This is a genomic window from Nocardia sp. JCM 38205 (assembly GCF_058222935.1).
Map to the genome: position 1 here is coordinate 489,388 of NZ_JBYHFL010000003.1, position 24,400 is coordinate 513,787.

General features: G+C 69.8%; 22 protein-coding genes. 11 read left to right on the forward strand and 11 right to left on the reverse strand.

Translation table 11 applies throughout. From position 1 onward, the window contains the following. Positions 1-35: 35 nt before the first annotated feature. Positions 36-821 (reverse strand): glutaminyl-peptide cyclotransferase, encoded by a 786-nt coding sequence (locus tag AC4HOU_RS14045; RefSeq protein ID WP_490724594.1) that lies wholly within the window; start codon positions 819-821, stop codon positions 36-38. Between the two features lie 47 nt (positions 822-868). Between AC4HOU_RS14045 and AC4HOU_RS14050 the strand changes: the two genes are divergently transcribed. Together AC4HOU_RS14050 and AC4HOU_RS14055 are read left to right on the forward strand one after the other, a co-directional pair. Then, positions 869-1,927 (forward strand): DUF3027 domain-containing protein, encoded by a 1,059-nt coding sequence (locus AC4HOU_RS14050; protein WP_490724670.1) that lies wholly within the window; start codon positions 869-871, stop codon positions 1,925-1,927. Positions 1,928-1,974: 47 nt separating this feature from the next. Beyond that, positions 1,975-4,926 carry a sacsin N-terminal ATP-binding-like domain-containing protein gene (locus AC4HOU_RS14055; protein ID WP_490724595.1) on the forward strand — a complete coding sequence of 984 codons (2,952 nt, stop codon included), beginning with the start codon at positions 1,975-1,977 and terminating at the stop codon, positions 4,924-4,926. Positions 4,927-4,935: 9 nt separating this feature from the next. Here AC4HOU_RS14055 and AC4HOU_RS14060 read toward each other — a convergent pair whose 3' ends face one another. After that, a complete protein-coding gene (locus tag AC4HOU_RS14060) occupies positions 4,936-5,562 on the reverse strand; it encodes a TetR/AcrR family transcriptional regulator (RefSeq protein WP_280211052.1) in 627 nt (208 codons plus the stop codon). 112 nt (positions 5,563-5,674) lie between these two features. Here AC4HOU_RS14060 and AC4HOU_RS14065 point away from each other — a divergent pair, with 112 nt between their 5' ends. Both AC4HOU_RS14065 and AC4HOU_RS14070 read left to right on the forward strand, forming a co-directional pair. Continuing rightward, positions 5,675-7,717 carry a neutral/alkaline ceramidase gene (locus tag AC4HOU_RS14065; RefSeq protein ID WP_490724596.1) on the forward strand — a complete coding sequence of 681 codons (2,043 nt, stop codon included), beginning with the start codon at positions 5,675-5,677 and terminating at the stop codon, positions 7,715-7,717. An 81-nt stretch (positions 7,718-7,798) separates the two neighbouring features. Further along, positions 7,799-8,965 carry a YhgE/Pip domain-containing protein gene (locus tag AC4HOU_RS14070; protein WP_490724597.1) on the forward strand — a complete coding sequence of 389 codons (1,167 nt, stop codon included), beginning with the start codon at positions 7,799-7,801 and terminating at the stop codon, positions 8,963-8,965. 68 nt (positions 8,966-9,033) lie between these two features. On the opposite strand, the gene AC4HOU_RS14075 is transcribed toward AC4HOU_RS14070, so the two are convergent. Next, positions 9,034-10,062, reverse strand: coding sequence for an RNA polymerase subunit sigma-70 (locus AC4HOU_RS14075; protein WP_490724598.1), 1,029 nt, complete (start codon positions 10,060-10,062; stop codon positions 9,034-9,036). 112 nt (positions 10,063-10,174) lie between these two features. On the opposite strand from AC4HOU_RS14075, the gene AC4HOU_RS14080 reads away from it, so the two are divergent. Beyond that, the gene (locus AC4HOU_RS14080; protein ID WP_163814254.1) at positions 10,175-10,552 is read left to right on the forward strand and encodes a nuclear transport factor 2 family protein; all 378 of its coding nucleotides are present in this window, start codon (positions 10,175-10,177) and stop codon (positions 10,550-10,552) included. 64 nt (positions 10,553-10,616) lie between these two features. Here AC4HOU_RS14080 and AC4HOU_RS14085 read toward each other — a convergent pair whose 3' ends face one another. The 4 genes from AC4HOU_RS14085 to pdxH all read right to left on the reverse strand — a co-directional run bounded on the left by AC4HOU_RS14085 (position 10,617) and on the right by pdxH (position 14,558). Next, positions 10,617-10,976 (reverse strand): FKBP-type peptidyl-prolyl cis-trans isomerase, encoded by a 360-nt coding sequence (locus tag AC4HOU_RS14085; RefSeq protein WP_104897759.1) that lies wholly within the window; start codon positions 10,974-10,976, stop codon positions 10,617-10,619. A 38-nt stretch (positions 10,977-11,014) separates the two neighbouring features. Continuing rightward, complete coding sequence (locus AC4HOU_RS14090) at positions 11,015-12,316, reverse strand: citrate synthase (protein ID WP_104897758.1); 1,302 nt, start codon at positions 12,314-12,316, stop codon at positions 11,015-11,017. Positions 12,317-12,474: 158 nt separating this feature from the next. Next, a complete protein-coding gene (locus tag AC4HOU_RS14095) occupies positions 12,475-13,758 on the reverse strand; it encodes an MFS transporter (protein WP_194990755.1) in 1,284 nt (427 codons plus the stop codon). Positions 13,759-13,838: 80 nt separating this feature from the next. After that, positions 13,839-14,558, reverse strand: a complete 720-nt coding sequence (pdxH, locus tag AC4HOU_RS14100; protein WP_490724599.1) for a pyridoxamine 5'-phosphate oxidase — start codon at positions 14,556-14,558, stop codon at positions 13,839-13,841. Between the two features lie 112 nt (positions 14,559-14,670). Between pdxH and AC4HOU_RS14105 the strand changes: the two genes are divergently transcribed. After that, the gene (locus AC4HOU_RS14105) at positions 14,671-15,798 is read left to right on the forward strand and encodes a citrate synthase 2 (protein WP_163814257.1); all 1,128 of its coding nucleotides are present in this window, start codon (positions 14,671-14,673) and stop codon (positions 15,796-15,798) included. An 83-nt stretch (positions 15,799-15,881) separates the two neighbouring features. Here the strand turns inward: AC4HOU_RS14105 and AC4HOU_RS14110 are convergent, their stop codons facing one another. Continuing rightward, on the reverse strand, positions 15,882-16,667 hold the full coding sequence (locus AC4HOU_RS14110; RefSeq protein WP_490724600.1) for a hypothetical protein: 786 nt from the start codon (positions 16,665-16,667) through the stop codon (positions 15,882-15,884). A 63-nt stretch (positions 16,668-16,730) separates the two neighbouring features. On the opposite strand from AC4HOU_RS14110, the gene serC reads away from it, so the two are divergent. The 3 genes from serC (at position 16,731) to AC4HOU_RS14125 (ending at position 20,142) form a co-directional block, all read left to right on the forward strand. After that, positions 16,731-17,855, forward strand: coding sequence for a phosphoserine transaminase (serC, locus tag AC4HOU_RS14115; RefSeq protein ID WP_163814258.1), 1,125 nt, complete (start codon positions 16,731-16,733; stop codon positions 17,853-17,855). A gap of 224 nt (positions 17,856-18,079) precedes the next feature. After that, positions 18,080-19,207 (forward strand): septation protein SepH, encoded by a 1,128-nt coding sequence (gene sepH, locus AC4HOU_RS14120; RefSeq protein ID WP_194990757.1) that lies wholly within the window; start codon positions 18,080-18,082, stop codon positions 19,205-19,207. A 188-nt stretch (positions 19,208-19,395) separates the two neighbouring features. Then, positions 19,396-20,142, forward strand: coding sequence for a DUF6928 family protein (locus tag AC4HOU_RS14125; RefSeq protein ID WP_490724601.1), 747 nt, complete (start codon positions 19,396-19,398; stop codon positions 20,140-20,142). 31 nt (positions 20,143-20,173) lie between these two features. Here AC4HOU_RS14125 and AC4HOU_RS14130 read toward each other — a convergent pair whose 3' ends face one another. Then, positions 20,174-21,052, reverse strand: a complete 879-nt coding sequence (locus AC4HOU_RS14130; RefSeq protein WP_490724602.1) for an alpha/beta fold hydrolase — start codon at positions 21,050-21,052, stop codon at positions 20,174-20,176. Positions 21,053-21,154: 102 nt separating this feature from the next. On the opposite strand from AC4HOU_RS14130, the gene AC4HOU_RS14135 reads away from it, so the two are divergent. Continuing rightward, on the forward strand, positions 21,155-21,934 hold the full coding sequence (locus AC4HOU_RS14135; protein WP_163814262.1) for a helix-turn-helix domain-containing protein: 780 nt from the start codon (positions 21,155-21,157) through the stop codon (positions 21,932-21,934). 40 nt (positions 21,935-21,974) lie between these two features. Here AC4HOU_RS14135 and AC4HOU_RS14140 read toward each other — a convergent pair whose 3' ends face one another. Then, entirely contained in the window at positions 21,975-22,277 is a 303-nt protein-coding gene (locus AC4HOU_RS14140) for a DUF2537 domain-containing protein (protein WP_163814263.1), read from the reverse strand. Next, on the reverse strand, positions 22,274-23,077 hold the full coding sequence (locus AC4HOU_RS14145) for a TrmH family RNA methyltransferase (RefSeq protein WP_163814264.1): 804 nt from the start codon (positions 23,075-23,077) through the stop codon (positions 22,274-22,276). The genes AC4HOU_RS14140 and AC4HOU_RS14145 overlap by 4 nt, the downstream gene beginning before the upstream one ends. Before the next feature lie 94 nt (positions 23,078-23,171). Here AC4HOU_RS14145 and AC4HOU_RS14150 point away from each other — a divergent pair, with 94 nt between their 5' ends. Further along, positions 23,172-24,377: a GNAT family N-acetyltransferase gene (locus AC4HOU_RS14150; protein WP_490724603.1), complete on the forward strand. Its 1,206-nt coding sequence runs from the start codon at positions 23,172-23,174 to the stop codon at positions 24,375-24,377. The last annotated feature ends 23 nt before the right edge of the window (positions 24,378-24,400 follow it).

A 24,400-nucleotide genomic window follows, 5' to 3' on the forward strand; every position in this document is an offset into this window, starting at 1 on the left:
GCTCCGGCGAATCCGCCGAAAGTGACGTGGTTCGCCTACGGGGCGGGGACGAAACGCACCTCGAACATGGTTGGCCAGTACTTGCCGGTGAGTAGGAAGCGGTCGGTGCCGGGGATCTGGGTGATGCCGTTGAGGACGTCGGTGCCGGCGCGTTCGCGCGGCGGGAGCAGGCCGGAGGCGTCGATGGTGGCGAGGATCTCGCCGGTGCCGGGGTCGATGCGCAGGATTTCGTCGGTGGGCCAGTTGTTGGCGTAGACCGAGCCATCGGCCGCGCACTCCAGTTCGTTCAGGCGTGCCGATCCGCGGCCGTTCAGGTCGACCGATCCGGTGCGGGCGAAGGTCACCGGGTCGCGGAAGGTCAGCGTGGCCGAGCCGTCGCTCATCACCAGCTGCCCGGCACGGGCGCACAGACCCCATCCTTCGCCCTCGTAGGACACCTGCCCGCGCTCGGCCAGCGTGGCCGGGTCGCGGGCGAAGGCGATGCCGTCTTTCCAGGTGAGCTGCCAGAGTGTGTCGTCGGTGACCGCGATGCCCTCACCGAACAGCGGTGCCGGAAGTTCGGCGGCGGCGAGTTCGGCGCCGGTGGCGCGGTCGACCGCGCGCACACCCGAATCGCCGGACATCCCGGTGCTCTCGTAGAGCACCCCGTCGGCGATCTGCAAGCCCTGGGTGAAGGCGCGCGGGTCGTGCGGGGCCGTGCCGAGCACCTCCACGACCAGGTGTGGCGCCTGATCTGCCGGGTCATCGGCGCGCGCGCACCCGGCCGAGGTGAGCAGGCAGAGCAGGGCAGCGACGGCCAGCGAACGCCGATCGGTCTCCATACGGCAAAATGTAGGCCGTGAGCGCAGTTTCTGTTTCGGACTCCGGCGTGCGGCCCGTCCTGGCCGACGCCGTCGAGCTTGCCCGTCGTGCGCTCCTCGAGCTGGAGCCATCCGGGGTCGGTGCGCATCTTGGTGTGTCCGCCGAGGACGACAACGCGGCAACACATCGCTTCGAGGCCACCCTGGCCGGCTATCGCGGCTGGCAGTGGGCGGTCGTGGTGGCGGCCCCGCCGGGCGCGGACCATCCGACGGTCAGCGAATCGGCCCTGCTGCCCGGCCCGGACGCGTTGATCGCGCCCGAATTCGTGCCGTGGGATCAGCGGGTGCGCCCCGGCGATCTGGCTCCCGGCGATCTGCTGGCCCCGCCGCCGAACGACCCGCGCCTGGCCCCCGGCTACACCGCCACCGGCGATCCCGAGGTCGACGAGGTGGCCTACCAGGTGGGTCTTGGTCGTTCCCAGGTGCTCAGCCTCGAGGGCCGCGAGGAGGCCGCGCAGCGCTGGTACACCGAGTTCGGCCCCGATACCGAGATGGCCAAGGCCGCGCCGGGGACCTGCGGCACCTGCGGTTTCTATCTTCCGCTCGCCGGTGCGCTGCGTGCCGCGTTCGGGGTCTGCGGTAACGCGATGGGCGCCGACGGACATGTCGTGCACACCGAATACGGGTGCGGCGCGCACTCCGACGTCACGGTGCCCAGCGGTGCGGGCTCGCCGCTGTACGAGGCATACGACGACGCCGCGGTGGACCTCGTTCCGACGGAATCGCTGCGCGCGACCGGCGAGGGCGATGCGGCCTCCGGAGATTCGGCCTCGGCCGAGCAGGCCGAGGCAAGTGCCGGAGACCATGCTGCCGGCAGCGCTGTGACAGAGCAGGCTCCTGAGGACGCGGAGGTAGCCACTGGGTCCGGCTCCTCGGACGTGGTGACCGAAGCAGCCGGGTCGGATGTCGACCGGGGCGCCTCGACTCTCGCCGAGGCAGAGCGGTCCAGCGCATCGGCTCCGCAACCTGAATCGTCCAATGGCACTGGGGATTCCGATTCCGCGCGGGCCGCTGATCGCCCGGCCACGGACGCCCAGCCGGAGTCCGGGTCATCGGCGCTGAGCTGAGGCCGGCGGGGGACGATCCGTTCGATACGGCGTCCCTGCGTGCCGGTGTGCTCGCGGCCTGGCGGGATTCGCCGACGCGGTTGCGTGAGGACGCGGCGACCGAGGCCGATCTGGTTCGGGCCGGGTATCGCGACCGGCTGCTGACGGAGTTGGCGCAGAACGCCGCCGATGCCGCGGCGAAGGCGGGCACTGCCGGTCGGCTCGCGGTCTGGTCGGACGAGGGAACTCTGCATATCGCGAATACCGGTGCGCCGCTGGACCTGTCCGGCGTTCATGCGCTGACGGCGTTGCGCGCGTCGGGCAAGTCCGATCCGGCGGCCACCGTGGGACGGTTCGGTGTCGGGTTCACGGCGGTGCTGACGGTGAGCGACGAGATCGAGATCCGCTCGACCACGGGTTCCCTTCGTTTCTCGCGCGCCGAGACACTGGACGCACTGCATCAGAACGTCATCGCGGTGCCCGGCGACAGCGGGCGCACGGCCGGTGATCACTGGCGGCCGCCGGCACTGCGGTTGGTGTGGCCGAGTTCCACCGGGCCCGCCGCGGGTTTCGATACCGAGGTCGTACTGCGACTGCGCGATGACGTCGACCCGCAGGCCTTGCTGGCCGCCATGCGATCCGAGGCCGCCGACCTGCTTCTCGAGCTCCCCGCACTCAGCGGCATCCGCGTCGGCGGCGACGAATTCAGCAGCACCACAAGCGATTCGGTGCACCATCTGCAGGAATTGCGAATCATCGGCCCTGATCTGGACCAGCGCTGGTGGCAGTTCCGCACCGCCCGCGCGCGCTGGCTGTTGCCGGTGCGCGACGGCAGGCCGATGCGCGTCGCGCCCGACGTCCTGCGCGCGCCGACCCGCTCCGACGAGGAGTTGTCGCTCCCGGCCCTGCTCATCGCCGATATCGCCATGCAACCCGACCGCCGCCGCCTGCTCCCCGGCGCGCACGTGACGGAACTGGCCGACGGCTATGCGGATTTCGCGCGCGCCCTGCCGCCACGCGATCGTCTCACGCTGGTTCCCGTCCCGGGGTTCGCCCGCAGCGAGGCCGACGGGCTGCTCCGCGAAGCCGTCATCCGCGAACTCCAGACCCACTCCTGGCTTCCGGTCATCGCTCCCACCGGCCAGGAATCCCGCCCTACGCCCGCCTCGCGTGCCGAGCTCGAAGCCTTCAGCGAACCCGACCTGCCCGATGCCGACCGGTCCACTTCTGTCGGCGGGGAGGCCCCGGAGCGGGGTCGGAATCCGAGTCCCGGTGCCGCGCCGCGCCTCGATCACGACGTCCTCGCCGACGACGATCCGGCCGCCGCGCAGCGATTCGATCTGCCCGGCGAGCTGCGGGCCGATGGCTCGGACGCGGTCCCGACCCGAGCCAGCGTCTTCCCCGATCTCAGCCCCGAACTGGCCACCCTCCTCGCCGATATCCTCGGCCCCTTGGTGATCCCGGAACTCTCGGGTGGCCCGCATGCCGAAGCGCTGTCCGTGCTGGACGTGCACCGAATCGGTTTGGCCCGCTTGGCCGAGCTGTCGGGTGGACTGGATCGGGCGCCGTCCTGGTGGCACGACCTGTACGCGGCGCTCGAGCCGTACGTCACCGATCCGCTCGCCGTCGAGGAACTCGGTGCACTCGCCGTCCCGCTGGCCGACGGGCGCCTGGTCACCGGCCCGCGCACGGCCGTTCTCGATGACGAACTGCCCGCGCCGATCCCGGTGCACTGGGCGCGATTGATTCATCCGGAGGCCGCGCATCCGCTGCTGTCGCGGTTGGGCGCGCGGCAGGCGACGGCGCGCGATCTGCTCTCCGATCCCGGGTTGCGCGCCGAACTCGAGGACCATCCGGGCGATCCCGACACCACCGATGCGGTGCTGCGGCTGGCCGCAACGGCGGATCCGGCGCAGCTGCCCTCCTGGCTCGGCCTGCTCGAATTGCCGGATGACACGGGCGAATTGCGCCCAGCCGACGAGCTGTTGCTGCCCGGTGCGCCACTGCGTGCGGTGCTGGTCGCCGATTCTCCGTTCGGCACGGTCGACCAGCGGTTGGTCGATGATCACGGTCCCGAGGCCTTACGCGCGGTGGGTGTCGGCTGGGATTTCGCGATCGTCAGCGAGACCGATCCGACCGGACCCGATCACGATCTGCCGGACGAAGAGGCCTGGTGGGCAGGGCTGTCCGAGGATCCGCCCGAACTGATCGCCGTGCGCGATCTGGATCTGGTCGACGACGCCGCCTGGCCGCGAGCCCTGCGTCAGCTGGCCACAGGCGAGCGCACCCGCCCGCTGCTGGCCGATCCGAACGGCTACACGGCGTGGTGGCTGCGTCGCTTCGCCCACATCGACGGCACTCCGCTGGGCGTTCTGCGTCATCCCGGCGAACCCGAATTCGCCGGTCTGCTCCCCGAATTCAGCGCACCCGGTTTCGCCCGCGCCGAGATCGACGCCCTGCGCGCGGTCCTCGCCGACCCCGCGTCGATCACCCCCGAGCTGGCCGAAGCCCTGCTCGCGGCATTGGCGGACCCGGCGAAAACCCCGTCCCCGCAGGTCGCAGCCCGCACTCACGCCCTGCTCGCGGCCGCGGAGGAACATCTCGACCTCGCCGAGCTCGAACTTCCCGACCTGGTGCGGACCTTGTCGGGTGAGACGGTGGATCCGGGCGAGGCGATGGTGCTGGATCAGCCGTGGTTCGGTCTGGCGATTCCGCCGCGACGCCTGGTGGTGGGCGCGGTGGAGTCGGCGCCCGCCCTGGCGACCCTGCTGGATCTGCCGCTGGTCTCCGAAGTCGTCACGGCCGAGGTGATCGGCACCGGTCGTGCGAGCACCTGGTCGAACGAGCCGATGGGTGTGGTGCTGCGGCAGCTGTTCGGCCTGCCCGAGGACGACGGCGACCTGATCGTGCACGATGAGCTGCGCGTGCGGCTCTCCGGTGCGGTGCAGCGTACGGCCGAGGTCGCCTGGTGGCGCGACGGCGATACGACCCACATCCGAAACCCGCAGGCCCCGGACTGATCCCGGCCGCTATTTCGCGTAGGTGCTGAGCATCTCGCTGAGCACATCCAGCTGCGTGCGCACGCTTTCGCTGTCGTTGTCCACCAGCCAGCGCAGCACGATCCCGTCGATCACGCTGAGGGTGAACCGGGACAGGGTCTGCACCGGCACCGTCCACTGCGTGGACGTGGCATCGCGGGCGTGGTCGAGGATATCGGCGACGGTGGAATCGTTGAACGCGTACTGTTCCCGCGCGATCGCCAATTTCGCCGGCGTCTGCTCGCCCTCGCGCAGCGCGTAGGTGGTGGTCTCGTAGGTGAGCAGCTGACGTTCCGGTGTGGCTTCGATGTTGAGCCACATCAGTTCCAGACCGTTGCGCACCAAAGTTTGCAGTGCCGCTTTTCCGGTTCCGGCTTCCTGCCAGACCGTTTCATTGGCGTCGACGGAATCGCGCAATTCCATCGATAGCGCTTTGACCAGCTCGGTCATCAGCGCGTCCTTGTTTTCGAAACAGTAATGCACCACACCGAGCGAGACGCCTGCCGCTTGCGCGACATCGCGCGTGGTCACGCCCGCCACACCCTTTTTCTCGGCAAGGCCGATCGCGGCCTCGATAAGGTGGGCCCGTCGTTCTTCGACGCTCAATCGGGAGGACACCTGAGCGAGTTAAGCGCTCGCAGCGCGAACAGTCAATTCGCCGACCCGAAAATTCGTACTGGACGACTGTCCAGATCTGTGGTTCGCTGCCAAAGATCGAAGGGAGTCTGTGATGTCGGTAACCCGCAGGACGCTGCTCGCCCGGAGCGCGGTCGGCTCGGCGGCCCTCGCGGCGATGCCCGGACTATCGGGCGTCTTCGCGGCAACGGCGGGTGCCGCGCCCGGCGAGTACGAGATCGGCGCCGGCCTGTCCGACATCACCGGACCGGCCGCCGAATGCGGCATGATGGGCTACTCCCAGCTGGAACAGACCACCGCCGGCATTCACCTGCGGCCACGGGCCAGGGCATTCATCATCGGTGCGGGCGGGCGCAGGGTCGTGTTCGTGGTCGCCGACAACGGCATGATCTTCCAATCCGTGCACCGCGGGGTGCTGCTCGCACTCGCCGAACGCTTCGGCGATCTCTACACCGAGCAGAACGTGCTGCTGACCTCGACGCATTCGCACGCCACCTGCGGCGGGTCCAGCCACGACTACGCCTACAACCTGTCGATCCTCGGTTTCCAGCAGCAGGTCTACGACGCCGAGGTACAGGGCATCGTCGAGGCCATCGCCGCCGCGCACGCCGATCTGGGTCCGGGTTCGCTGGCCATCGGCCGCGCGCAGTTGCGCGATGCCAGCGTCAACCGGTCCAGGATCGCGTTCGACCGCAATCCCGAGGCCGATAAGCGGTATTTCCCGGACGCCATCGATCCGGCGGTGACGGTGCTGTCGTTGCGCAAAGGCGGGCGCGAGATCGGTGCCATCACCTGGTTCGCCACCCATAACACCTCGATGACCAATGAGAATCGGCTGATCAGTTCCGATAACAAGGGTTACGCCTCGTTCAGCTTCGAACACACCGAGCACGGCGTGCGCTACCTGGACGGGCGTGCCGATTTCATCGCCGCCTTCGCGCAGACCAATGCCGGCGATATGTCGCCGAATCTGAATCTGCGTCCCGGCTCGGGGCCGACCGACGACGAATTCGAGAACACGCGCATCATCGGTGACCGGCAGTATCGCGCCGCGAAATCCGCGCTGGCGGCGGCGACCTCGATCGGCGGTCCGGTGGACGCCATGCTGTGCTACATCGATCTGGCAGATATCGCCGTCGACGGCCGCTTCACCCCGGACGGCCTGCCCAAGCGGACCGCGCCTGCCGCCGCGGGCGTTTCGCTCATCGCCGGCAGTGTGGAGGACGGGCCCGGCCTGCCGGGCGGCCCGATCCCGGAGGGCGTGACCAACCCGTTCGTCGCCGCACTCGGCGATCCGGGCACGCCGGCCCCGGCGTGGCTGGCCGACGCACAGGCGCCCAAAGCGATCGCCGCTCCGCTCGGGCTGCTGCCTCCGGTGCCGTGGGTGCCGAATGTGGTGCCGATCCAGTTGGTGCGCATCGGCGAGCTGTACCTGGCGGCGGCCGGTGGTGAGTTCACCATCGTGTCCGGGCTGCGGGTGCGCCGCGCCGTCGCCGACGCGCTCGGGGTCGACGTCGAGCAGGTGCTGATGCAGGGCTACGCCAACGCCTACCACGAGTACGTGACCACACCGGAGGAATACGACGCCCAGCAGTACGAGGGTGCCTCCACCCTGTACGGGCGCTACACCCTCTGCGCCTACCAGCAGGAATTCACGCGGCTGGCAACGGCATTCGCGGCCCGTCAGCCGATCGCGCGCGGGCCGGCACCGCGCGACGTCTCCGCCCTCCAGCCGAACTTCGTGCCCGCCCCCGGCCCCGACGCGACGCCGCTCGGGCGGGCCTTCGGCGACGTCCTGGTGCAACCGGCCGCGACGGCGTCGCCCGGCACCCGCGTCGAGGTCGAATTCGTCTCCGCCCACCCCAAGCACAACCCGCGCCGCAACGGCACCTTCCTCGAAGTGCAGCGCCGCACGGCATCCGGCCGATGGGAACGGGTGGCCAACGAAGGCGAATGGGCGGTGCGATTCCACTGGCGCTCACCCGGACCCGGCATCTCCCTCGCCCGCTTCACCTGGGACATCCCGGCCGACGCCGCCCCCGGCCGCTACCGGTTCCAGCATTTCGCCGATCGTCTCGGCGGCGACGGATCGCTGACCCCGATCACCGGCACCAGCGACGAATTCGATATCGGCTGATCGGGCGTCGCCGCGAGACCCTTACCGAAACCTCAGAGAACCACCAGGCCGAACGCCATACTCGGGTCCTAGCGTCGCGGTGTGATCGGACAACGGGCCCGTTGGGCACTTCTCGCTGCTGTCGTCGTCGCTGCCGGGTCGGTGGGCGGATTCGCCGCCTGCGCTCGTACATCGGCGGCGCCCACCGGAATCGCCCTGGTGAACGCCGATTCCGGGCCGACGGGGGAGCGGGTGGCGCAGGCGGTGCAGCAGGTCGGTGACTACGAGTGGACGGTTCTCGCGGCGGGCGAGGCCGATCTCGACGACTACGCCGCCGTCATCACCTTGCCCGCCGATCTGACGGAGTCGATGGGCACCTTGGCGGGGCCCCAGCCGCGGCGCGCGCAGGTCACCGTGGCCACCCATGCGGGCGTCGATGGTGAGCTGGTCGACGGGGCCGTGTCGACGGTGACCCAACGGATCGGTGCCGTGGGAGTGGAGGCGGCGTTGTCCGCGACGGCCGCCGCCCGCTCGGAGATGACGAGTGTGCAGTTCAGCGCGCAGCTGTTGAACGCGGGTGTGAACGCCGCGGCAGCCGGTGCGGATCAGTTCACCGCGGGCGCCGATCAGCTGCTCGGCTTCCTCGATATGGCCAAGAACGGCTCCGCACAGCTGACCTCGGCGATCGAGCTGCTGAACAGCACCGTCGACGGTGCCGCCGCCCAAGCCGAACAGCTTGCCGCCGCCCTCGATTCGACGAATCTGACCATCGCGCAGGTGCAGCAGACGGCGAACACGATGAGCACGGGACTCGATCAGATCTTGCCGCTGCTGCGTGGGCTGCCGTTCTCCGGCGACCCGCAGGTGGCCGATGTGATCAACAAGCTGCAAGCGCTGCGTGACGTCTCCGGTCAGGCGGGTGCACAGCTGACCGGCCTCGGCGAGCTGACCGGCGCCGCCGTCGACCCGAACACCGATCTCGGCACCCTGCTGCGCACCGTGGTGGCTCGATTGACGGGCGCGAGCGATCAATTGGCCAAGGGTGCCCAGCTCGCCGAATCCCTGCCGCAGCTCGCCGAGCAGGGCGGTGCGCAACTGCTGGCCGCCATCGGCATGATCGAAACCGGCATCGGCCAGCTCCAGGGCATCGTCACCAACCTGAACACCCAGACCGGCAAGGCGCTCGCCGCCCTCCCGCAGCGCGGTAAGGCGCAGCAGTCGGCGGTCGCGCTCGCGCTCACCGATCCGGTGGAGATCGTGCGCGAGTGAGCAATTCCGGCCCGGGTTCCGGCTCGCTGCCCTCGGCCGGTGCACGCGCACCTAGGGCGCGGAAACGATCAACGGCCGCCGCCGTCGTCGATCCCCGTCGGCATCGGCAGCCGGTCGGGCATGCCGAAACGCGGGTAGAGGGCATCCAGATGGAACCTGGTGATCGCGGCGATCCGTTCACCCGCGCAGGTCAGCACGATCAGCCCGGCGGGGAACGCGAAGGGTTCCATGGGATCGTCGAGATAGGTGGCGAAGGCGGGCTGGGTATTGGCCGTCGTCGCCCGCAGGTGCGCACGACGGCGGCCGCGGTAGCCGAACGAGGTGCGCAGGAAGGCGGCGATGGCCGCAGGGCCGTGGTATTCGTGCCGCGCGGGCGGCATGGTGAGCCAGGCGTCGTCGGTCAACAGGGCTACGACAGCGTCCACGTCGCCCGCGAGGTAGGCCCGCGCGAAACGTTGTGCGAGCGACTGTTCGGTGGCCGAGCCGGGCCGGGTCCGTTCCAGGCTGCCGCGTTCCCGGTGCAGGGCGGCTCGCGCCCGTTGCAGCGTGCCTTTGACCACCGTCGGAGTGCTGTCGAGGAGATCGGCGACCTCGGCGGTCGGGAACCCGAGCACATCGCGCAGCACGAGGGTCGCGGTGTGCAGCGGCGGAAGTCGTTGCAGCGCGGCGACGAAGGTGAGCTCGACCGTGGCCTGCGCCTGCTGGTTCGCCTCCGGCCCAGGAGCCGGGTCCACCACCCGCGCGAGCACGTCGTCGGGGGCCGGTTGCAGCCAGGTGATCGAATCCCGGCGGGTCGGTTCCGGCGGCTGGAACGGCGGTATCGGTTCGGGTGGGCGGCGCCGCGCCGCGCGCAGCGCGTTGAGGCAGCGGTTGGTCGTGATCCGATACAGCCAGGTGCGCAGCGAGGAGCGCTGTTCGAAGTCCGGCAGACCACGCCAGGCCGCGAGCAGGGATTCCTGGAGGGTGTCCTCGGCGTCGGTCAGCGATCCGAGCATCCGGTAGCAGTGCACCAGCAGTTCCCGCCGGTAGGGCGCGGTCAGCTCATCGAAGGCCCGTTCGTCACCGGCGCGGGCCCGTTCCAGGAGGGTCTGCTCCACCCGGCCATCGTGCCATCCGGGCAGATTCGCCCGCCGCGTTCCGTTCTCCGTCGCGGCGGTGTCGGTACCTGTGCGGGCGGCAGCAGGCGGCCCACCGACCCGGAAGGACATCATGACCACGAGCAGTGCCTTGCAGACCGCGCTGGACTACCACCGCGCCTGGACCGGCCACGACTTCGACCGTGCCATCACCTACCTGGCCGACGACCTCGTCTGCGAGGCGCCGTCCGGGCAGATCACCGGCCTGACCGAATTCCGTGCCTTCATGGAACCGTTCAGCCAGATCATGACGAGCTCGCGGCTGCTCGGCGCATTCGGCGACGACGCCACCGCGATGCTGATGTACGACACCACAACCATCCCGGTGCCGCATGCCCCCGGCGCGGAGCTCTACACCGTCGCCGACGGCCGGATCACCCACATCCGGATCATCTTCGACCGCGCCCCGTTCGAGGCCGCCGCCGCTGCCGCAGCGGATCCGGCGTCCTGATCTCGGCCGCAACAGCACTGCGGCCCGCACTCGAGGAGTGCGGGCCGCAGTCGGGAGGCCGGGATTACTTGGCGTCCAGCAGATCGATGACGAAGACCAGGGTCTTGCCGGAGAGCTTGTGGCCCGCACCGGCGGGGCCGTAGGCCAGCTCCGGCGGAATGGTGAGCTGACGGCGTCCGCCGACCCGCATCCCCGGGATACCGTCCTGCCAGCCCTGGATCAGGCCACGCAGCGGGAAGGTGAGCGATTCGCCGCGGTTCCACGACGAGTCGAACTCCTCGCCGGTGTCGAATTCGACGCCCACGTAATGCACCTCGACGGTGCCGCCGGGCACCGCTTCCGCGCCGTCACCGACGGTGATGTCCTTGATGACGAGCTCGGTGGGCGCGGGGCCCGACTGGAATTCGATCTCCGGCTTGCTCATTCGCATATCCCCTTCGATATGTGGGTTCTTCGTCGGCTCTAGCGGTTGGTGATCTCGTGGTAATCGCGCGCACCGTAACCGGTGTAGATCTGGCGCGGACGGCCGATCTTGAGCGGCTCGCTGTGCATTTCCCGCCAGTGCGCGATCCAGCCGGGCAGCCGGCCCATGGCGAACAGCACGGTGAACATGCGGGTCGGGAAGCCCATGGCCTTGTAGATGACGCCGGTGTAGAAGTCGACGTTCGGGTACAGGCGGCGCTCGACGAAGTAATCGTCGGTCAGGGCGGCCTCTTCCAGCGCCTTGGCGATGTCGAACAGCTCGTCGTCGCCGCCCAGCTTGGCCAGGATGGCGTCGGCGTGCTTCTTGGCGATGGCCGCGCGCGGATCGTAGTTGCGGTAGACGCGGTGCCCGAAGCCCATGAGCTTCACGCCGTCTTCCTTGTTCTTGACCTTGCGGATGAACTCCTTGACGTCGCCGCCCTGGGCCTTGATGTCGTCGAGCATCTCCAGCACGGCCTGGTTGGCGCCGCCGTGCAGCGGGCCCCACAGCGCGTTGATGCCACCGGATACCGAGGTGAACAGGTTGGCGTCGGAGGAGCCGACCAGGCGCACGGTGGAGGTGGAGCAGTTCTGCTCGTGATCGGCGTGCAGGATCAGCAGCATGTCCAGCGCGGCGGCGATCTCCGGGTCGACCTCGTAGGGTTCGGCCGGGAAGCCGAAGGTCATCCGCAGGAAGTTCTCCACCAGGCTCAGCGAGTTGTCCGGGTAGAGGAACGGCTGGCCGACCGACTTCTTGTACGAGTAGGCCGCGATGGTCGGCAGCTTGGCCAGCAGGCGGATGGTGGACAGCTCGACCTGCTCGGGGTCGCGCGGGTCCAGCGAATCCTGGTAGTAGGCCGACAGCGCGTTGACCGCGGAGGACAGCACCGGCATCGGATGCGCGTTGCGCGGGAAGCCGTCGAAGAAGCGCTTGAGATCCTCGTGCAGCAGGGTGTGGCGGCGGATCTTGTCGGTGAACGACTCGAGCTGGGCCTGCGTCGGTAGCTCGCCGTAGATGAGCAGGTAGCTCACCTCGATGAAGGTCGAGCGCTCGGCCAGCTGGTCGATCGGGTATCCGCGGTAGCGCAGGATGCCCGCCTCGCCGTCGATGTAGGTGATGGCCGACTTGGTGGAGGCGGTGTTGACGAAGCCGGGGTCGTAGGTGGTGTATCCCGTGCTCGCCAGCAGCTTGCCCAGATCGATGCCGTCGTTGCCCTCGGAGGCCTCGGCGATCGTCATGGGGTATTCGCCACCGGGGTACGTCAGCACCGGCTTGGCGTCGTTGATGTGATTCTCGGGCACGGAAGGATCCCTCTCAGGCTATGACCGTCGGCACCGGGTGCGGTCGGCACGGCGGTGCGCTTGACCATGACGCTAGTCGCTGCTTCGCCGGGCACGGGCAGGAGGGTGCCCACCGCACGATCTCACAAACGTACCGCCGGGCGGTGAGGCGCTGGTGCTCACGCCGGCACCGGTTCGGCCGCTGACCGGCCCACCCGGTACCGCACGAAGGCCGGGAAGGCCAGCGCGGCGAGCGCCACACCGACCACCACCAGCACGCCACCGCCGGCGGCGGCTACGGCGGTACCCAGGCTCGCCGCGGCGAAACCGTGCGCAACATCACCGATTCGCGGGCCGCCCGCGACCACGACGATGAACACTCCCTGCAGCCTGCCACGCATTTCGTCGGTCGCCACGGTCTGCAACATCGTCATCCGCAACGCGGCCGAGACCATGTCCACCGCACCGCCGAAGGCCGAGCAGGCCAGCGCGATCCACAGCCCGGCGGCGACGCCGAGGCCGTGCCCGGTGAACCCGACCGCGACCCCGAAGCCCACCATCGCCAGCCCCCACAGCGCGATGCACACGATCACCGCGAGCCCTTGCCTGCGCACCCGCGGAATCCACCCGGAGAACACCCCACCGAGTACCGCGCCCGCCGACATGGACGCGAACAACAGTCCGAGCGCGACGCCGCCGGTGGCCGGATCGCCGAATGTCTCGTGCGCGATCTGCGGGAACAGCGCGCGTGGCATCCCGAACACCATGGCGATGATGTCGACGGCGAACGAGGCGAGCAGGATCCGCTGGGTGGCCAGGTAGGCGAAGCCGTCGAACACCGTGCGCAGGCCCGCGCTGCGGACCGAACCGGTGGGCGGCAGCGACGGCAACCGCCACACCGCCCACAGCGTCACCAGCAGCGCGATGGCGTCGATCAGGTACAGCGTGGACAGCCCGATCAGTGGGATGAGCGCGCCCGCGAGCACCGGCCCGGCGATGGCGCCGAACTGGGTGACCGTCATCGACAGCGAATTCGCCGCGGCCAGTTGGCTTTCCGGCAGCAACCGGGGAATGGTCGCGCTGCGGGTCGGCTGGTTGACGGCGAAGAAGGCCTGCTGCACCGCGAACAGGCCGAGCACCAGCCAGACATTGCCCGCGCCGCTCGCGGCCTGGATCCAGAAGGCGAGCGCGGTGAGCCCGGTGCCGGCGTTGGTGATCAGCAGCAGCGTGCGGCGGTCCATCACATCGGCGAGGGCGCCGCCCCACAGTCCGAACACGATCAGCGGTACCAGCCCGAACAGGCCGGCCAATCCGACGTAGCCGGAACTGCCGGTGAGCTGGAAGATCTGGGTCGGCACCGCGACGACCGAGAGCTGGGCCCCGATCGTGGTGACGATGCCGGAGGTCCACAGCCTGCGGTAGTTCGGGTCGCGCAGCGGCCTGGTGTCGGCGAGCACTCTCACCGGCCGCAGATTATGCGAGCCGGACCCGATCCGGCCAGACCTTATTCATCACATGATTGGATGCATTGCCCGTCCGGGGATCAGGGTTGTAGACGCTGAACCGTCATGGTGTCACCGTCGACGTTCACCCGGATGCGGTTGTGCAACCGCCCCTGCCGTCCCTGCCAGAACTCGACCTCATCGGGGCGCAGCAGATATCCGCCCCAGTGCGGCGGTACCGGAATCTCGTCGACCCCGGCGAAGCGTGCCGTGGTCTCGGCCAGTGCGCGATCGAGTTCGGCTCGTGAGGCGATCGGCCTGGACTGATGCGAGGCCCAAGCACTGAGCTGGGAATCGCGCGGGCGCGAACGCCAGTAGACCGCCGTGGTCTCGGCCGATACCCGCTGCACCGGCCCCCGCAGATGCACCTGTCTGCCCAGCGCGGGCCAGACGAAGGTGGCCGCCGCGAACGGCACCGCGGCCAGTTGCGTCCCCTTTGCCGAGTCGTAATTCGTGTAGAAAGTCACACCTTCGGGGGAGAGCCCTTTACACAGCACCGTGCGCGCGACCGGACGCGGTGTGCCGTCGGCGGCGAGTGCGACGGTGGCGAGCACCATGGCGTTCGGTTCGGCGATACCGACCGCGGTGGCCTGCTCGATCCAGTGCCGCAGCAACGGTTCCCAGCCGCCTGCCAGCCAGTTCTCGTCCAGATCGGCATCGCGGGCGCCGGTACCGGGGGCGCCCTCGCTGTCGAAGGGCCCGGCACCGTAGTCGACGCGCATGGCGGCGAGATCCGGGTAGGAATTGTCCAGGTCACGCATGGGGCAGACGTTACTCCGCAGTAGCTAGGGGCTAAGGTTTTGGTGATCGGCATGTGCCGCGACCACCGTGCACCGCGAGCCATGCGACCCGACGTGCAAGGAGAGTCACCACATGACTACCAGCCCCGCGGTTCCCCCGGATTTCGTCAGCGGTCTCGAGGGTGTCGTCGCGTTCACCACCGATATCGCCGAACCCGACAAAGACGGTGGCGCGCTGCGCTACCGCGGTGTGGATATCGAAGATCTGGTCGCCAACCGGGTGACCTTCGGTGACGCCTGGGCGCTGCTGGTCGACGGCGAATTCGGCCGCGGCCTGCCGCCCGCCGAGCCGTTCCCGCTCCCGGTGCACACCGGCGACGTCCGGGTCGACGTGCAGGCCGGCCTGGCCATGCTCGCCCCGATCTGGGGCTACGAGCCGCTGCTGGACATCGACGACGAGACCGCGCGGGAGAACCTGGCGCGCGCCTCGGTGATGGCGCTGTCCTACGTGGCGCAGTCGGCGCGCGGCATCTACCAGCCCGCCGTCCCGCAGCAGAAGATCGACGAGTGCACCACGGTCACCGAGCGGTTCATGACCCGCTGGAAGGGCGACCCGGATCCGCGGCACACCGAGGCCATCGACGCCTACTGGGTCTCGGCCGCCGAACACGGCATGAACGCCTCCACCTTCACCGCGCGCGTGATCGCCTCCACCGGCGCGGACGTGGCGGCCTCGCTGTCGGGCGCGATCGGCGCCATGTCCGGACCGCTGCACGGCGGCGCGCCCGCACGCGTGCTGCCGATGATCGAGGAGGTCGAGCGCACCGGCGACGCCCGCGCGCTGGTCAAGGGCATCCTCGATCGCAAGGAGAAGCTGATGGGCTTCGGGCACCGGGTCTACCGGGCCGAGGACCCGCGGGCCCGGGTGCTGCGCAGCACCGCCCAGCGGCTGAACGCCCCGCGTTTCGAGGTGGCCGCCGCGCTGGAGCAGGCCGCGCTGGCCGAGCTGCGCGAGCGTCGCCCGGACCGTGCCATCGAGACCAACGTGGAGTTCTGGGCCGCGGTCATCCTCGATTTCGCCGAGGTGCCCGCGCACATGATGCCCGCCATGTTCACCTGCGGCCGGACCGCGGGCTGGTGCGCGCACATCCTGGAGCAGAAGCAGCTCGGCAAGCTGGTGCGCCCGGCCGCCATCTACACCGGCCCGGGGCCGCGTAAGCCCGACGAGGTCGCGGGCTGGGCGTCCATCTCGCACAGCTGAATCCCTCCGGTCGCGGGGCCGGTGCTGTTCGTCGAGCAGTCCGGTTCCGTAGCGGGGCAACGCGGCCGCAGCAGTCGGCCCGGCTACCGCTCGGCCAGGGACGCCTCCCAATCGACGGCGACCGACTCACCCCGATCGACGGTGAAGAACGCGACTTCGAGCCGTTTGCCGAGATCCACCAGGCCGATCGCGGACAGCGGCACCGGCTGCACCAGCCGCACCCGCCAGGGCGCGGGCTCGTCCCAGGCCTGTAGTTCCAGGTCGAGCCGCAGTAGCGGATCGTCGCGGCCGGAGTAGTCGGCGGCCATGGGCGTCGCCGCGAGCACGGTCGCCTGGGCGCGGCGGCCGTCGGCCAAGATCTTCGCGATGCCGACCCGGCCCGGCCCGGCGTCATCGGACACCTGCAGCACCACGCGCTCGCGGTCGCCCGGGTCGACCCGGCAGCAGACGACGTCGCCCGGACGCATCCGGTCCAGGTCCTCCTCCCGCACCCGCTGGCGCACCCTGGTCTCGTAGGGCGGCTCACCGTCCAGCTGTACCCGCACCCAGAACACGTGCCCGGCCTCCCTGCGGCGCGGTCGCACACCGAGCACGGTGGCGGTGCCGTGGGTGCCGCGCAGCAGCAGCTCGCGCCGCGCCGAACCGGTCAGAACGCCCGCCTGCGGGCCGATGCGCCAGCGCAGCCGCGGACGCAGGCTCGCCACCGCCAGCCCGATGCCGAGCAGCCACAGGCCGATCCCCGAACGCCGGGCCCCCGCCGCGACGACACCCCGTGGCCCGCGCCGGCGGCGCCACCGCCCGGCCGGCGCCGACCGGATGCCATACCCACCGCGTGATCGCCGCCCGGAGTTTGCCGACAGCATGCTCATGAGGGTTCAGGTTAGCCGGAGGGTGGTACACACCACAGCGATACCGCGACTACGCTGTTCGCCATGACCAGTGCGTTCCCGACCATTCCCGACGACCTCAAGCCTGCCGACGGACGTTTCGGTTGCGGCCCCTCCAAGGTGCGACCGGAGCAGCTGCGGTCCCTGGTCGAGGTGGGCGCCTCGGTGTTCGGTACCTCGCATCGGCAGAAGCCGGTCAAGGATGTGGTGGCGCGGGTGCGCTCGGGTCTGCGCGAGCTGTTCTCGCTGCCCGACGGCTACGAGGTCGTGCTCGGCAACGGCGGCACCACCGCGTTCTGGGACGCGGCGGCCTTCGGCCTGATCCGCGAGCGTTCGCTGCACCTGACCAACGGTGAGTTCAGCTCGAAGTTCGCCTCGGTGGCCAAGAACAACCCCTTCATCGGCGATCCGATCGTGGTCTCGGCCGAGCCGGGCAGCGCGCCGGAACCGGTCGCCGACCCCTCGGCCGACCTGATCGGCTGGGCCCACAATGAGACCTCCACCGGTGTGTCCATCCCGGTGCAGCGTCCGGCCGGTTCGGAGAACGCGCTCATCGCCATCGACGCCACCTCCGGCGCCGGCGGCCTTCCGGTCACCATCACCGACGCCGACGTCTACTACTTCGCCCCGCAGAAGTGCTTCGCCGCCGACGGTGGCCTGTGGGTCGCGCTGATGAGCCCGGCCGCGCTGGCCCGCGTCGAGGAGATCAAGTCCTCGGGCCGCTGGACCCCGGACTTCCTGTCGCTGCCGATCGCGATCGACAACAGCACCAAGGACCAGACCTACAACACCCCGGCGCTGGCCACCCTGCTGCTGTTCGCCGACCAGATCGAATGGCTCAACGGCAACGGCGGCCTGGATTGGGCGGTCAAGCGGACCCTGGATTCGTCCTCGCGGTTGTACTCGTGGGCCGAGTCGAGCGAATACGCCACGCCGTACGTCACCGATCCCGCGCACCGTTCGCAGGTCGTCGGCACCATTGATTTCGCCGATTCGGTGGACGCCGCCGCGGTCGCCAAGGTGCTGCGCGCCAATGGCATCGTCGACACCGAGCCCTACCGCAAGCTCGGCCGTAACCAGCTGCGGATCGGCATGTTCCCGGCCATCGATCCCGACGACGTCACCCAGCTGACCAAGGCCGTCGACTGGGTCGTGGAAAAGCTGAGCTGACCACCTGAGACCAGCGAGAACCCGCCGCGCCGAACGCGTGGCGGGTTCTCTTTTTGTCAAGCGGGGGAAACTGCTTGGTTCGCAACGGAATAGAGCAGATTAGCCGTGCGCGGTGCGCTAGGGGTAGATTTCGATGCCGCGTGTCTTGCGGCGGGATTTACAGAAGTGCACTACTGTTCCAGAACGTGGGCGGTGTCGCGAGCCGACGCGATAAGGAGGTAACGGTGCGTGAACTTCGAGTGATCGGCGTGACGCCCGATTCCGCCCATATCGTCTGTGTGGACACCGAAAGCGGCCAGAAATTCCGGCTTCCCGCCGATGACAAACTGCGTGCCGCTGCCCGCGGAGACCTTGCCCGATTCGGCCAGATCGAGATCGAAATGGAAGCGACTATGCGACCACGCGATATCCAGGCCCGTATCCGCGCCGGTGCCTCCGTAGCCCAGGTCACCGAAGAATCCGGCATGCCGGCCAGCCGTGTCGAACGTTTCGCCTACCCGGTGCTGCTCGAGCGCGCACGCGCCGCGGAACTGGCGCAGAAGGCGCATCCGGTGCGGCCCGACGGTCCCGCGGTCGAAATCCTCATCGACGTCGTCACCGCCGCGTTCACCGCGCGCGGGCACACCCTGGAAAACGCCGAATGGGATGCCTGGAAAGACGAGAAGGGATTCTGGGTCGCCCAGCTGCAGTGGCAGAACGGGCGTTCGGAGATCGCCGCGCATTGGCGTTACCAGCCGGATGCGCACGGTGGCACCGTTTCCCCGCTCGATGATCCCGCCGCCGATCTGATCGATCCTGATTTCGGGCGCGCGCTGCGCGGGCTCGCGACGATCCTGCCGGAGGAGCCGCAGGCCCCGGCCCCGGTCGAGCCGCCCGCCGAGCCGCGGCAGCCGCGCGAAAGTGCCGCGCTGCCGCAGAATCAGCCCGTGCTGGAGGAGTACTACGGGCAGCGGGCCGTCGCCGCCGGCGGCACCACCGCACTGCCCGCCGCGGCGTCGACCACGGGTTCGATTCCGGCGGCCGGTGGTTCGGCCACCGGTGCGGCCGCGACCGGACCCAAGGCACCTGCCGCCGGTGGCCGGGTCGATGCCGAGCCTGCGGCGCGCGCCGACGCCGAGGTCACGGCCGAAACCACCGCCCGGGTCGAGCCGGCCGCGGAGCGCGCGGCCGCGAGCACCGTCGAGGTGCCGGCGGCGGCAACCGAATCGGCCGAGCCGGAGGCAGGCGAAGCCGCCACCGATGCCAAGCCCGCTCCGGCCAAGGCCGCCAAGCCCGCCCGCACCAAGCGCGGCAAGGCGCCGATGCCGTCGTGGGAAGACGTGCTGCTCGGGGTCCGCAGCTCCGGTCACTGAGCCGCGTCGGCGCAGGTAGGCGAATGTCATAACCGGCGAAGCCGCGGTATGACGCGGCCGGTGCAGGTAGATTTTTCGGTGTGTCGTCGGCCTCGGTCGGCGCGGGCGGTGCCGGGAACGCGTTCGACGCACCGGGCATTGCCCGAAGTTCGCGGAGCTCTTTTCGTGCAACTCGGGAGGTGCCGAAAATGCTGTCCAAGGCTTCGTCGCTCTGGTACGTCGACGCACCAGATCCACAGGCGGTGCTGCGCGAGGATCACGATTCCGACCCCGAGGCCGCGCGTGCGCTGGCCGAGCAGCTGCATCCCGACCACGACGTGGTGCCGATCATGGTGGGCACACTCGGCGGCTGCGCCGGTCCCGATGCCGACGAGGTGTACATCGGCTGCTATCCCGGTGTGACCGTGGTGTGTTCGCCGCAGGTGGCGCGGGTGCGGCCGACCGCGTTGCCCACGCCGCTGATCCGGCCGCTGGCCTCCGAGCACACCTATCTCATCGCGTTCGATACCGGGCACCGCTGGGGTTCGTTCGCGCATTGGGAGCGTGGTGAATTCCGGCGTGCGTTCAGCGCCAATCGTGTGCACATCCTGGAAGACGAAGGCCTGCCGCTGGTGTGGGAGCGTCCGTACTGGGCGGGCGAGCATCCGGTGCGGTTGCAGGTGGGCGACATGCCCGACCCACAGACCCTGCCGTTCGACCCGCCCGATTTCGCCGATGCCGCCAACCACGAATGGCTCGGGTTCCATTACCGCGCACCGGCCGCCGAGGGCGCGCTGCTGCCCGGGGACATCTCGGTGTGCGGGTTCACGCTGTACCCGAAGGGGCAGGCGCCCGATCCGGCGGCGCTCGGCGGCGATGGCCGGCCGCATATCGCGAACGGGAAGCCGCGGCGCGGGCTGCTGTCGTGGTTGCGCCGCGGCGATCCGGTCGGCTGAGCCGCGCCGAGGGCGGGATGAACGAGCCGAGTCAGGGGGCCGGCCGCCGCAACCAACGCCGCAATGCGTCGGTCACCTCGGCCGGGCGCTGCTCCATCAGGAAATGATCGGCGTCGATGCGCACCAGTTCGGCACCGTCGATATCGCGGGCGAGTTGTTCGGCGGTGGCCGACGGTATGGCGGGTTCGCGGGTGCCCCAGATGATCGTGGTCGGGCAGGTGATCTCGGCCAGCCGGATCGCGAGTTCCGGGCGGTCCCGCACTTCGTAGCCCGCCCAGAAATGCGCGTACTCGCGCCGGCCCCGCGGGGTGCGCAGCATGGCCAGGTAGTGGTCGAGCCGCTCGGTGTCGAAGGTGCCGTTGCGCAGGTAGCCGTGCATCCCGAGGCGGTGCACCCAGTAGATCGGCGCGGTGGTGAGCAGTGGTCGCAGCAGCCGGTGCCGCGCGGCCACCGTGAACAGCCCGAACAGTAGGTAGAACGCCGGGGTGAAGGTGCCCTGCGCGCGGGAGTTGAGAATGGCGAAACGGCGAACCCGGTCGGGATGACGCTGCACGAAACCGAGCCCGAGGAAGCCGCCGTAGTCGTGGCAGGCGAAATCGACGCGGTCCAGGCCGAGCGCGTCCAGCATCCGGGCGATCCGGTCGACCTCGCTGTCGTAGTCGCAGTTCCACCCCGGACCACGGGTGGATTCGCCCCAGCCGAACCAGTCCGGCGCGATCACCCGGCGCAGCCGCGACAGCGGTTCCAGCTGGTGTTCCCAGGCGAGGTGGTTTTCCGGCCAGCCGTGCAGCAAGACCAGCGGATCTCGGGTGCCGGCCTCGGCGTAGTGCAGGCGGGCGCCGTCCACGGTGATGTCGCGGAGGGCGATCGCCGTTGGGTTCGTTACCGGTTCGGTTCGGTCGGTAGTCATCCCGCCTCCTGCTCGTCGTCGCTGGTCGCGGCGGTGCTGCCGCGGGTTCGGTGCCGGCTGAGGTGCCGCCGTGCGCATCGTCGTCCCGGTATCGTCGCGCCCATGACACGGTCGGCACTTCCGGAAACGTGCTCCGATACCGCCACCGCGAAGCTGTGGATCCGGCCGGGGCATGCGGTCTACCTCGGGCCGAGCCTGGGGCTGGCCGCGCATTCCACCGCCATCGCCTCGCTGGGTGTCGGGGTGGACGCGCCGTTCCGGGTGCGGGTCGCGGACGGGCCCGATATCACCGCGCGCAGCTTCCTGTTCCGGGCCAGGGTGACGCACCATCTGGTCGAGAGCAGGGGGCGAATGCTGTTCTGCTTCTTCGATCCGACTTCGGCGCGGATGGCGCGATGCCTGGGTGGGATGACGCGTTCGATCGGCGACTATTCGGCCGACCAGGTGTGCGAGGCCGACATCATCGCGCTGTGCGACGACCCCGAGCCCGAGGTGGAACAGCTGCTCGAGCTGGCGAGCATTCCGGTGCCCGCGGTGCGTGATCCGCGGATCGCCGCCATCGCCGCAGCGATCCGCGCCGACCCGGCCCGGCCCCACCGCGCCGCGGAAAGTGCCGGTCTCGCCGGACTGTCCACCTCACATTTCCTGCGCACGTTCGCCGAGCAGACCGGCACCAGCTTCCGCCGCTACGTGCAGTGGGCCAGGATGCTGCGGGTGGGCCGCGCCTATGCCGCGGGCCACGATCTGACCAGGGCCGCGGCCGACGCGGGTTTCGCCTCGCCGTCGCATTTCAGCGACGTGTTCCGCGCGATGTTCGGGCTGACGCCGACCGCCTTCCTCGGCGTCGGCAGCGAGGTGCGCATCATCGACGACGCCGACTGACGCGCACTCATCCGCTCGGCCTTCACCAACCGCCCGGCTCTCAGACGCCGAGCAGCAACCCGAGCCAGGCCACCAGCACCCCGATGGCCCCACCCGCGAGCACCCAGCGGGTGACCGGCGCGCTACGCCAGCGCCACGCCGTCGGCGCCACACCACCGACCGCGACCACGTTCACCCCCACCGACAACAGCGGATGCACCTCGGCCAGCGCCGCGCCGAAGGCGTAGACCGCGACCGTCGTCAGCACCGCGACCAGCACCGTCACCGTGATACCCGCCGCCCACGGGGTGGGATCCTGGCAGTCGTGGTACGGGTCGTAGCGGTTGCTCGACAGATCGCTCATGTCGTCCTCACCCGTTCATAGAACGCCATCGCGGCCGCAGTCGCCACATTCAGCGAATCGGTGCCGGGGCTCATCGGGATGCGGGCGCGAAGGTCGGTGGCGGCCATGGCCGCTTCGGTCAACCCTGGGCCCTCGGCGCCGAGCAGCAGCGCCACTCGATCGCCGGTCATGGCCGTCGCCAGGTTCACCGCCGCCGGGTCGGGGGTCAACGCGATGATCTGAAAACCTTCGCGGCGCAGCAGGTCCAGGCCGCCGGGCCAGTCCGGCACCCGCGCGAACGGGACCCGCAGCACATGCCCCATCGACACCCGGACCGCCCGCCGATACAGCGGATCGGCGCAGCGCTCGCCGAACAGGATCGCGTCGGCGCCGAGACCGGCGGCATTGCGGAACATCGAGCCGAGGTTCTCGTGATCGTTGACGCCCTCGAGCACGGCGACCGTGCGCGCACCGGCCAGCACCTCGTCCAGGGTGCGTTCGGGCAATCGATGCGCGACGGCGAGCACACCGCGATTGAGATGGAAGCCGACCACCTCGGCCATCACCTCGGCCGTGGCGCGGTAGTAGGGCGCGTCGACGTCGGCGAGATCCTCGGCCAGTTCCGCCAGCCGCTTGCCGGTGCCGAGCAACGCGTGCGGCCGGAACGGCGAATCCAGCATCCGCCGCACCACCACGGTGCCCTCGGCGATCACCAGACCCTTGCCACCGGGACGGTCGGGCCTGCGATCGACCGACTTCAGATCCCGGAAGTCGTCGACCCGTGGATCGTCCACGTCGTCGATATCCACAACCACCGCCACAGCCGACATCCTGCCAATCCCCGGCCGCCGCGGCGGAGGCGGCCCGACGGAAAATCGGGTGCGCATCCGGCACGGCGGTGCCATCGTTCGAGGCATGGCCATCCATGACGACATCGTCATCCGCTCGGCGCGTCCGGCCGACGGCGACGCGATCCTGCTGCTGCTCGAGGTCTGCTTCGCCACCAGGACCTCGGCTGTGGAGAACGAACAGATCCCGCGCATCTTCCCGCCGGAACAGGCCCTGGTCGCCGAGGTCGGTGGCCGGGTCGTCGGGCACACCCAGTCCACCACGATGACCCTCACCGTCCCCGGCGGCCGCGCGGTGGACGTCACCGGAATCGCGGGGGTCGCGGTGGCGCCGACGCATCGGCGCCGCGGCATCCTGCGCGCGATGTACACCGAGCAGCATCGCCGCACCGAGGCCGCCGGGCTGCCACTGACCATGTTCACCGCCAGCGAGGGCGGCATCTACGGCCGCTTCGGTTATGGGCCGACCGTGGTCGAGAAGAGCATCCGGGTGGACCGGCGGGGCGCGGCGTTCCTGCCGATGGTCCCCGATCCGGGTGGGGTCGAGCTGGTCCCGCTGTCCGCCGCGCAGGAGCGCGTCACGGCCGTCTACGACCGCTGGCGCAGGCTCGTTCCCGGCGCTCAGGTCCGCCCCGAGGCGGCCTGGGCGATCCGTTTCGCCGATCCCGAACGGTTCCGCGGCGGCGGCACCGACCTGTTCGCCCTGCTGCATCCCGACGGCTACGCGCTCTACCGCTACCGGCACGGCACCGACGGCTCGGTGGCCGAGGTGGTCGAACTGCGTGCGGTGACCACCGAGGCGCACGCGGCGCTGTGGCGCGCGCTGCTCGGCCTCGATCTGATCGACCGGATCGAGGCCGTGGTCACCGACGACGATCCGCTGCCCTACCTGCTCACCGATCCGCGTCGGGTCCGCACCACCGGCCGCTACGACGGACTCTGGTTGCGGCTCATGGATATTCCGGCCGCGCTCTCGGCCCGCGCCTACGCCTCCGACCTGGACGTGGTGCTCTCGGTGCACGACCCGTTCCGCGCGGCGGGCGGCACCTTCGCGCTGCGGGTCCGCGACGGCCTGGCCGAATGCGCGCCGACCGATCGCGACGCGGATCTGGAACTGGGCATCGACGTGCTCGGCAGCATGTACCTCGGCGCACACTCACCGCGCGCCTTCGCCGCGGCGAACCGGTTGCGGGCCAAGAACTCCGGGCTGGTGCGTGCGCTGGAACAGGCCTTCGCCACCGATCGCGACGCCGAAATCGGCTGGTTCTTCTGACCGCCACAGCCATCGGCCGGCCC